This window comes from Sulfitobacter sp. HI0040 (assembly GCF_001634885.1).
GTDB lineage: Bacteria > Pseudomonadota > Alphaproteobacteria > Rhodobacterales > Rhodobacteraceae > Sulfitobacter.
The window spans coordinates 1-9,583 of the sequence record NZ_LWEX01000170.1; the positions used below are offsets into that span (position 1 = coordinate 1).

Genomic DNA, 9,583 nt, shown 5'->3' on the forward strand with positions numbered 1-9,583 from the left:
ATTGGCCGAAGCTGCGTAAAGGATCATCGGGATCGACGGCGGAATGATGATCGCCAGCGAGGCCGAGGAGGACGTGACGGCGGCGGAAAATTCCTTGCTGTAGCCGCGCTTCTTCATCTGCGGGATCAGGATGGAGCCCATCGCCGCCACATCCGCCACGGCAGAGCCCGAAATCTCGGCAAAGAACAGCGACACGCCGATGTTGACCATCGCCAGCCCGCCCCGGATGAACCCGATGATGGCCGAGACGAAGTTGATCAGCCGGTCGGTTATCCCGCCCGCGTTCATGATCGCACCCGCCAGCACGAACATCGGGATCGCGATGAGCGAGAACTTGGTCGACCCGTCATACATATCGAGCGCGATCGTCACGAGGCTGCCGGGCCCTTCGGTGAACAGCAGGCCGATCACGCCGCTCACGGCAAGGGCGACGGCAATGGGGATGTTGATGCAGATCATCACCAGCATCGCAATGAATATGGCGGCCATCAGCATCAGACGCGGTCCTTGTTCTTTTCGAGTTCGGTTTCGACCTCTTCCTCGATTTCCGCATGTTCCAGCGAAATCCCCGCAGAGGTCAGCTTCAGATAGGCAGGCAGGCTCAGCACCTGCGCCAGCATGAACAGAATGGCCCCGATCGGGATGACCGACTGGGTGAATTGCACCGGCACCCAGCGCAGCGAAACCAGCGTGTCACCGGCCAGCACGTCCAGCACCTGAAGCCCGGCCCGCGCCATGAGGAAAAAGAAGGTCAGCACGATCACCTCGCCCAGCAGCACCGCCGGGATCCGCAGGTTCTTCGGCAGCGCCAGAAGCACGGTGTCAAAACCGATGTGGCGGCGATGGAGTGCTGCGAGCGCACTGCCGTAATAGGTGATCCAGGCCAGCATGATCGCCGCGACCTCGTCGTACCACGAAAAGCTGTCGCCCATCAGACGCGCGATCACGGCAAATCCGACGACCACCGTCAGCAGGATCATCAGGCTGATGGTGATCCATTCGAGGATCCCGCTGATGATGCGGTTGATCCGCGACAGCTTGGGATAGGCAGCATGTTCCATTGAGGCTCGACTTGTTGGACATCGCGCACCGGTCCTGCGCGGATGGCGCTGGCCGGGGCGGTCGATGCGCGTTGGGAATTGGGGGTCGGGCGGCGGGTCGGTCCCGCCGCCCGGATGTGGATCAGCCCGACTGGCCGAGGCCAAGAACCGTGTCGATCATCTCCTGCGCGCCATCGACCTCTGCGGCGAAGGCGTCATAGACCGGCTTGGAGGCTTCGATGAAGGCGGCCTTGTCGGCCTCGTTCACCTCGACGCCCGCGTCCTTGATCTCCTGCAGCAGGCTTTCTTCCAGCTCGGCGGCCTTTTCGTAGGTGAAATCCTGCGTCTGGTTGGCGCAATCGGTCAGACCGGCCTTAACCTCGTCCGAAAGACCGTCATACTTCTTCTTCGACATCAGGATATAGGCCGGGGTGTAGACATGCCCGGTGACCGAAAGATACTTCTGCACTTCCTGGAACTTGGCCGATGCGATCTGGGCATAGGGGTTTTCCTGCCCGTCGATCACGCCCGTCTGAAGCGCGGTGAAAACGTCCGAAAAGGCCATGGGCGTCGGGTTGGCGCCGTATTCCTGGAACATCCGCAGCCGCCAGACACCGTTGGGCGTGCGCAGCTTGATGCCTTCGAGGTCGGCAGGCACGTTGATCGGCCGCACGTTGTTGGTGATATGGCGGAACCCGTTCTCCGCCAGCCCGACGATGTGATAGCCGTTGTCGTTGGCCGCGGCCTGGAACTCGTCCATCATCTCGTCCTGCACGCGGCGCATGTGGTCGCGGCTGGTGATGATATAGGGCATCTCGAAGATGCCGAAGGAATCGTCCACCGAAGACATGATGGAGGACGGCAGCGAGAAGTCGATCTGCCCCAGCTTCAGCTTCTGCAGCATTTCCTTATCGTTACCCAACTGCGACGATCCGAAGGTCTGCACCTCGACGGCATCGCCCATGCTGGAATTGACGCATTCGGCGAAGTTGTCGACCGAGGCTTCGAACAGCGAGCCGGGCGCGCCGACATGCCCGAATTTCATCGTCATTTCGGCACCGGAGGCAGCGGTGGCCAAACCGATGGCCGTAGTGGCTGCCAGTACTTTCTTAACCATTTTCATGATGATCTCCTCCCAGAGTTGATGTTGCGCCCGCGGGCCCTCCCGGCCCGCCGACATTAGGCAAGTCGTTTCATTGCCGCCTGCACCCCGCCCGCCTCATGCGGTACACCGGCCTTTTTCAGGCCCATCTCGACACCCGCCAGCGTGCCGACGAGCATCAGGTCGTTGAAGTCCCCGAGGTGGCCGATCCGAAAGACCTTGTCGGCGACCTTCGACAATCCGTTGCCCAGCGAAATGTCGAAATGTTCCAATGTCGTCGCGCGGAAGGCATCGGCGCTTTCGCCTTCGGGCATCTTCACCGCCGTCAGAACGCCGCTTTCCTGGCCTTGGGTCGCACAGAGCACCTCCAGCCCCCATGTGCGCACCGCCGCCCGGGTCGCGGCCCCGTGGCGGGCATGGCGTTCAAAGACGTTCTCCAGCCCCTCTTCATGCAGCATGTCGATGGCCTCGTTGAGACCGTAGAGCATGTTCGTGGCGGGCGTATAGGGGAAATAACCGGTCTTGTTGGGGCCCAGCATATCGGCCCAGTCCCAGTAGGATCTCTGCAGTTTCGCCGTCTTGTTGGCCGCCAGCGCCTTGGCGCTGGCCGCGTTGAACGACAGGCCGGGCGGCAGCATCAGACCCTTCTGCGACCCCGATACCGTGACATCGACCCCCCATTCGTCGTGCTTGTATTCCAACGAGGCAAGGCCCGAGATCGTATCGACCATGAACAGCGCCGGATGATTCGCCCGGTCGATGGCCTTGCGCACTTCGGCGATGGGCGACACCGATCCTGTCGAAGTCTCGTTATGAACGACACAGACCGCCTTGATCTCATGGCCCTTATCCTCGGCCAGCCGCGCCTCGATCCGCTCGGGGTCCGCACCGCCGCGCCAGTCGCCTTCGATGAACTCGGCCTTCAGGCCCAGCTTCTCGGCCAGCTTCTTCCACAGGGTCGCGAAATGCCCCGTCTCATACATCAGGACGTGATCGCCCGGCGATAGCGTATTGACCAGTGCCGCTTCCCACGCGCCGGTGCCCGAGGCGGGAAAGATGAACACATGCTCATCGGTCTTGAAAATGGTCTTCAACCCTTCGAGCGCACGCAGGCCGACCTTGGCAAAGGCAGGCCCCCGGTGATCGATCGTCTGCTGACTGATCGCGCTCAGGATCCGATCCGGCACGGCACTCGGCCCCGGTATCTGTAGAAAATGACGCCCCGCTTTGCGCATCCCGATCGACCTCCGTCATAGTGTCGCAGCCCGCCTGCCCGGATGGCGGCGCAGTGCTTTTCGGTTGATCCAACGTAATTTTGAATTCATAATTATGTCAATCACCAGTTTCAAAAATCATTCACTTTGACAGGACGGCCCATGTCTCAGCTTTCCGACGTTCTTGGCCAGCGGGTGTCCGGCGACCTTCTGTTCGATGACTTTTCCCGGGGCCGCTACGCGACCGACGCATCGCTCTACCAGATGATGCCGCTCGGCGTTCTGTCCCCGAAGGACGAAGAGGACGTACAGGCCGCCATCGAGGTCGCGGCGGCACAGGGGGTTCCGATCCTCGCCCGCGGCGGCGGCACCTCCCAGTGCGGGCAGACGGTGAACACCGCGCTGGTGCTGGATAACACCCAGTATTTCAACGGCATCCTCGAACTCGACGTGGAAAACCGGCGCTGCGTCGTCCGGCCCGGCATCGTGCTGGATGAGCTGAACCGCGCGCTGAAACCCCATGGCCTGTGGTTCCCCGTCGATGTCTCCACCGCGTCGCGGGCCACCATCGGCGGCATGGCGGGCAACAATTCCTGCGGCGGCAAATCCCTGCGCTACGGCACCATGCGCGACAATGTCCTGTCCATCGACGCGATGCTCGCCGACGGCAGCAAACATCACTTCGGCCCGGTCCCGAACGAGGGCGCCCCACCGGATCACGCGGCCCTCGTCCGGGACATGCTGGCGCTCGGCAGCCGCGAGGCGGCAGAGATCGACGCGCGGTTCCCCAAGGTGATGCGGCGCGTGGGCGGCTATAACATCGACGCGCTGGTGCCGCGCAACACGCCCAACAACATGGCGCATCTGCTGGTCGGCTCCGAAGGCACCCTCGCCTATTCCACCGCGATCGAACTGAAGCTGTCGCCGCTGATCCCCGAAAAGGTGCTGGGCGTCTGCCACTTCGCCTCTTTCCACGCGGCGATGGACGCGACGCAGCATCTCGTCACGCTGAACCCGCAGGGGGTGGAGCTTGTCGATGCCACGATGATCGCCCTCGCCCGCGACATCCCGATGTTCCGCCAGACGATTCAGGAATTCGTCACCGGGGAGCCGGAGGCGCTGCTGCTCGTGGAATTCGCAGAGGAAGACCCCGCGAATCATCCCGCCAAGCTGCGCGCACTAGAGGAGCTGATGGGCGAGCTGGGCTTTTCATGGCGCAACGACGGGGCGAAATGGGGTGGCGTGACCCCGGTGACCGACCCAAAGCTGCAGGCCCGCATCGCGGAGCTGCGCAGCGCCGGGCTCAACATCATGATGTCGATGAAGGACGACGGCAAACCCGTCTCCTTCGTCGAGGATTGCGCCGTCCAACTGCCCGATCTGGCGGAGTATACCGCCGGCCTGACCGAGATTTTCGAACGGCACGGGACCCGTGGAACGTGGTATGCCCATGCCTCCGTCGGCTGTTTGCATGTCCGGCCTGTCCTGAACCTCAAGCAGGACAAGGACGTCGCCACCATGCGCGCCATCGCCGAGGAATGTTTCGAGCTTGTCTCGCGCTACAAGGGGTCGCATTCGGGCGAACACGGCGACGGCATCGTGCGGTCGGAATTCCACGAACGGATGTTCGGCCCCCGTATGGTCGCCAATTTCAAAGAGGTGAAGCAGCGATTCGATCCCGAGGGGCTGTTCAACCCCGGCAAGATCGTCGATCCGCCAAAGATGGATGACCGGCGGCTGTTCCGCTACGGCCCCGACTATGGCGCGCCCGAGTTTTCCACCGAACTCGACTGGTCCGACTGGACCGGCAGCGGCGGTGGATTTCAGGGCGCCGTGGAAATGTGCAACAATAACGGGGCCTGCCGCAAGCTCAAGGGCGGCGTGATGTGCCCCTCCTTCCGGGTGACGCGCAAGGAACAGGACCTGACGCGGGGCCGCGCCAACAGCCTGCGCCTGGCGATCACCGGCCAGCTTGGCCCCGATGCGCTCACCTCCGACGAGATGGCGGAAACGATGAAGCTTTGCGTGTCCTGCAAGGGCTGCAAACGCGAATGCCCCACCGGCGTCGACATGGCGCGCATGAAGATCGAGGTTCAGGCCGCACGGGTCGCCCGGCACGGGATCAGCTTTCACGACAGGCTTGTGGGCTACCTGCCCCGCTATGCGCCGTTTCTCTCCCGCCTGCCCTTCCTGGCCAACCTGCGCAACACCCTGCCCGGCCTTGCCGCGCTGACCGAACGCCTCAGCGGGTTTACCGCCACGCGCGACCTGCCGGAATGGAGCAGCCGCCCCTTCCGCGACCCCAAGGCCGCGCCCCGGACGGATGCGCAGGCCGTGGTTTTCGCCGATTGCTTCAACCGCTATTTCGAGCCTGAAAACCTGCGCGCCACCCAGAACGTGCTGGACGCGGCAGAGACCCCCTATGACATCGCGACGCCCCCTAAGGGCGAACGCCCGCTGTGTTGCGGGCGCACGTTCCTGTCCGCCGGTCTTGTCGACGAAGCGCGGACGGAGGCGCGGCGGCTGGTCGATGCGCTCTTGCCCTATGCCCGCCGCGGCGTTCCGATCATCGGGTTGGAACCCAGTTGCCTGCTGACCCTGCGCGATGAAATACCCGCGCTGCTGCCGGGCGAAGAGGCGAAACGCCTCTCCGAACAGGCCCGCATGCTGGAGGAATATATCGCGGAACGCGCCGAGGAGCCCGGTTTCAACCTTCCGCTCACGTCCCCTGCCCCGCGTGTATTGCTGCATGGGCATTGCCACCAGAAGGCGATGGGCGTGATGTCGAGCATCGAAAAGACGCTGGCGCTGCTGCCCGATACGCAGGTCGACACGGTGGAGACGAGCTGCTGCGGGATGGCCGGTGCTTTCGGCTACGGAAAGGACACGCATGAGGTGTCGCGCAGGATGGCGGAGCTTGATCTCGCCCCGGCGGTCAGGGCCGCGCAACCCGATACGCTGATCGTCGCGGATGGAACATCCTGCCGCCATCAGGTGGCTGACCTGACGGAGAGGCGGCCCATCCACGTGGCACGACTTCTTGAAATGGCATTGGACCGCGGGTAGGAGACTTCGATGGATGACGCCACCACACCCCCGAAGATCTCGCGCAAGTCCCTGCATGCCGAGCTGGTCGATCGTTTGCAGCCCCTGTTCATCGGCGGCGAACTGGTCCCGGGGACGAAGGTGCCGGAAAAGGCGCTCTGCGCGCGGTTCGGTGTGTCGCGCACGCCCCTGAGGGAAGCGCTGAAGGTGCTGGCCTCCGACGGGCTGGTGCGGTTGGAGCCGAACCGGGGCGCATGGGTGACGCCCGTGACCGTCGGTGAGGTCGAAGAGGTCTTTCCCGTTCTGGGCGCGCTGGAGGCGCTGTCGGGTGAACTGGCCTGCCAGAGCATCACCGACGAAGAAATCGAAGCGGTCGCAGCATTGCATGAACAGATGATGCAGAGCTATGCGGACCGGGATCTGGATGCCTATTTCGCCGTTAACCAGCAGATCCACAGCGCGATCCTGATGGCGGCGCGGAACAACACGCTCACCACCTCCTGTCAGGCGCTGTCGCTTCGGATGCAACGTGCGCGCTATCTGGCCAACATGACGGAGGGGCGCTGGTTCGCCGCCGTGCAGGAGCATGAGATGATCATGAAACATCTCGCGGCCCGGGACGGCAAGGCGCTGGCGCAAACCCTGCGGGACCATATGATGGCCAAGCGCAATTCGGTGATCCAGTGGCTCGAAAGTCAGGAGACGGACGCGGAGCCTGCCTGAGGTGCCGATTGCCTCTCGCTTCGAGCGTGGGGCGGGGCAGGGGCGAAGTTGACGGCTGTCAACTGACCCCCGCCACCCCATGACAGAGTTGACAGCCGTCAACTTCGCCCCTGCCCCCATTTCTCAGCTTAACCCGTTTGCCGGTTGCTGCGCCTCAATCAGCGCCATGATCATGGGCCTCGGGGAATAGCTGCCTTTTGCCGCCCTTTGAGTCAAAGACCGAAGATAGGCTCCGGGGGAGCGGATAGAGCCGAAACGTTGCAGGATACCCAGAACCGTGATCGCCGCATCGAACGGCCCCATGACGCGCTGCGCCGCATTCCATGCCTGATCCGTTATCCCCAGCATGGGGCGCAAGCGTCCCGCGCATCGATGCAGGCTTTCCCAGTCTCTAACAGGGCTTTCAGAGAAGGTCTGAGCTTCAGGACAGGCAGAGAGGACGAGCTGTGGGGTCAGGCCGTTCGCTTCGCGCTTTGGTATTCCCACCTCTTCCTCAGCGCTTTCATATTCAATTAGATCTTTGTTTGAATCCTGTATGTGCCGCTCATTCCGGGCGTCATTGCCGCTCACTTCTTCTGTATCGGGCAGAGGGATATGGGTCTCTAACACACCGATCAGGCTCTGCATTTCAGTCTTCAGTGCCTCGAGTGCGTCCAGATCCAGCTTGCGCCGCAAAATCCGCCGCACGGCATCGAGGCGGTCCTCGGTTTCCCCGCGGTCGGTTGCATAGGGCAAAAGCGCCACCGCGTCCCTGAGCGCCAGCACGACGATCTCCCGCAACTGGCGTCTGCGTTCCGCGGCCTCCCGTGCGGCCTGGGCGGCTGCGGCAATTTCTGCGTCGCGGGTGAGCAGGGGGCGCAGGTCAAAGCCGTAGGCCACGGAAAGTCCCCCTTGGGCCGCGCGCCGGGCGTAGCGTTTGCCGTTGGGGCTGTCCCGCCGCAGGATCAACCCGGCGCGGGTGAGGGCGGCCAGATGCCGCCGCAGCGTGCTTTCGGCCATGCCGTGGGCCCGGGCGGAGAGGGCGGCGTTGGATGGAAAGACCACCGTACCGTCGCCGTCCAGCAACGAGGCATGGGGGTGAAAGCTGATGAGGGCGGAAAGCACCGCGAGGTCCCGGTCACTGACCCCGAAGGCGGTGCGCGCCTCTGTCAGATCGCGCAGGATCGCCCATTTGTCGCGTGATTCCGGGGGAAGCGGGGCGCGGGCAAGCGCGCGCGCTGCCAGATCGCCAGCCGAAACCGACCGCCGCCCGAAGGACGTCGTTGAAATGTACTGCATTCGATATCACGAAGACGAAAAAAACCCGGCACCTGAATCAAGGTGTTGTTGACAGCCGTCAACCGAGGAAGGTAAGTTCGATTTGCGAGAAAGAACGGCCCTTCGGGATGTAATGTCCTGGGGGGTCTTTTTTTGTCCTGCTCGTGCCTCCTGTTCTTGTTGCTCTGGTTTTATTCGCCGCGGTCTTCTTCGAACCGTCGATGAATTTCGGAAATATTGTCGGCCAGCCATGTGGCAAAGGCGTCATCCCCCGTGAAGGTCATCACGGGTCTGCCGCCCCTGCGCTCCAACCGCGCAAGTTCGGCACCGTCCCCGGCGGTCAGCGCCCGGGATGGGGCGGGTTTGCGCGGGCCGGGGGCGAGGGTGGTGAAAACGGCGTTGAACCGCNCGTCGGAGCTATCGCCCCGTGCCGCGTCCATCAGCGCCTCGGGGCTGTGGCCCGTGGCCCGTTTGGCCAGCGTCATCCAGCGGTCCCGCCCCGCCGAGGGGGCGGCGCCGATCGCCTCGATCACCTTGCAGGGCAGGGAATCGGCCACGGTGAGCATCCGGCTCACCACCGTCTTGTCGATATGCAGCGCGTCGCAGATCACCTTGCGGTCGAAACCCGCCGCTTCCATCTGCCGGGCGAACAGCGCCTTTTCGATAAAGCTGAGGTCCTTGCGGGCGCTGTTTTCCTGCCCCTGCGCCACGATCAGCGCCTTGTCGTCCAGATCGCGGATCATCGCGCGGACGGGGCGGCCCAGCCGCTTCAGCGCCGCGACACGGCGGCGGCCATAGACGATTTCGTACCGGCCCTCCACGTTGGGCGAATGGCGCAGCATCACGGGCACCTGCTGGCCGTATTCCTCGATCGAGCGGGCAAGCTCCCCGATGCCGGCGGGGTCATTGTCCAGCCGGTCATGCAGGCCCGCGTCGTCGATCATGTCCGAAGGGACTTCGGTCAGCGCCCGGGTGCGCAGGTCGGCCAGCGACCGGCTCACCGCGCCGATGGCGCCCGCGGCCCTGCGCGGGCTGGCCGGGGCAGGGGGCGTGGCCCCGCCTTCGCGTTTCATCAATCCTTCGAGTACGTTCTTGCGTGCCATCAGCGTCCCCATGCTTTCTGAATCAGATCTTCGATCTCTCCATTCACAGCATTCAAACTCTCCATAGCGCGTTCATAGGTCGCACGGGTGAATAACGAT

8 protein-coding genes are annotated in these 9,583 nt (G+C 63.5%); 2 read left to right on the forward strand and 6 right to left on the reverse strand.

Annotated features, from left to right (window positions below):
• From A3728_RS11220 to A3728_RS11235, 4 genes are all read right to left on the reverse strand, one after another.
• A partial coding sequence (locus A3728_RS11220; RefSeq protein ID WP_150120739.1) for a TRAP transporter large permease subunit occupies positions 1 to 495 on the reverse strand: 495 nt, incomplete at its 3' end.
• Entirely contained in the window at positions 495 to 1,061 is a 567-nt protein-coding gene (locus A3728_RS11225; protein WP_067923559.1) for a TRAP transporter small permease, read from the reverse strand. The genes A3728_RS11220 and A3728_RS11225, both read right to left, overlap by 1 nt.
• 121 nt (positions 1,062 to 1,182) lie before the next feature.
• Positions 1,183 to 2,163 (reverse strand): TRAP transporter substrate-binding protein, encoded by a 981-nt coding sequence (locus A3728_RS11230; RefSeq protein WP_067923573.1) that lies wholly within the window; start codon positions 2,161 to 2,163, stop codon positions 1,183 to 1,185.
• Between the two features lie 56 nt (positions 2,164 to 2,219).
• Positions 2,220 to 3,377 carry a pyridoxal-phosphate-dependent aminotransferase family protein gene (locus tag A3728_RS11235; RefSeq protein ID WP_067923562.1) on the reverse strand — a complete coding sequence of 386 codons (1,158 nt, stop codon included), beginning with the start codon at positions 3,375 to 3,377 and terminating at the stop codon, positions 2,220 to 2,222.
• Between the two features lie 141 nt (positions 3,378 to 3,518).
• Here A3728_RS11235 and A3728_RS11240 point away from each other — a divergent pair, with 141 nt between their 5' ends.
• On the forward strand, positions 3,519 to 6,422 hold the full coding sequence (locus A3728_RS11240) for an FAD-binding and (Fe-S)-binding domain-containing protein (RefSeq protein WP_067923565.1): 2,904 nt from the start codon (positions 3,519 to 3,521) through the stop codon (positions 6,420 to 6,422).
• A gap of 9 nt (positions 6,423 to 6,431) precedes the next feature.
• Positions 6,432 to 7,124, forward strand: a complete 693-nt coding sequence (locus A3728_RS11245) for a GntR family transcriptional regulator (protein WP_067923567.1) — start codon at positions 6,432 to 6,434, stop codon at positions 7,122 to 7,124.
• 123 nt (positions 7,125 to 7,247) lie between these two features.
• Here the strand turns inward: A3728_RS11245 and repC are convergent, their stop codons facing one another.
• Both repC and repB read right to left on the reverse strand, forming a co-directional pair.
• The gene (gene repC, locus A3728_RS11250; protein WP_067923570.1) at positions 7,248 to 8,402 is read right to left on the reverse strand and encodes a plasmid replication protein RepC; all 1,155 of its coding nucleotides are present in this window, start codon (positions 8,400 to 8,402) and stop codon (positions 7,248 to 7,250) included.
• A 170-nt stretch (positions 8,403 to 8,572) separates the two neighbouring features.
• On the reverse strand, positions 8,573 to 9,496 hold the full coding sequence (gene repB, locus A3728_RS11255; RefSeq protein WP_443069429.1) for a plasmid partitioning protein RepB: 924 nt from the start codon (positions 9,494 to 9,496) through the stop codon (positions 8,573 to 8,575).
• Positions 9,497 to 9,583 lie beyond the last annotated feature (87 nt).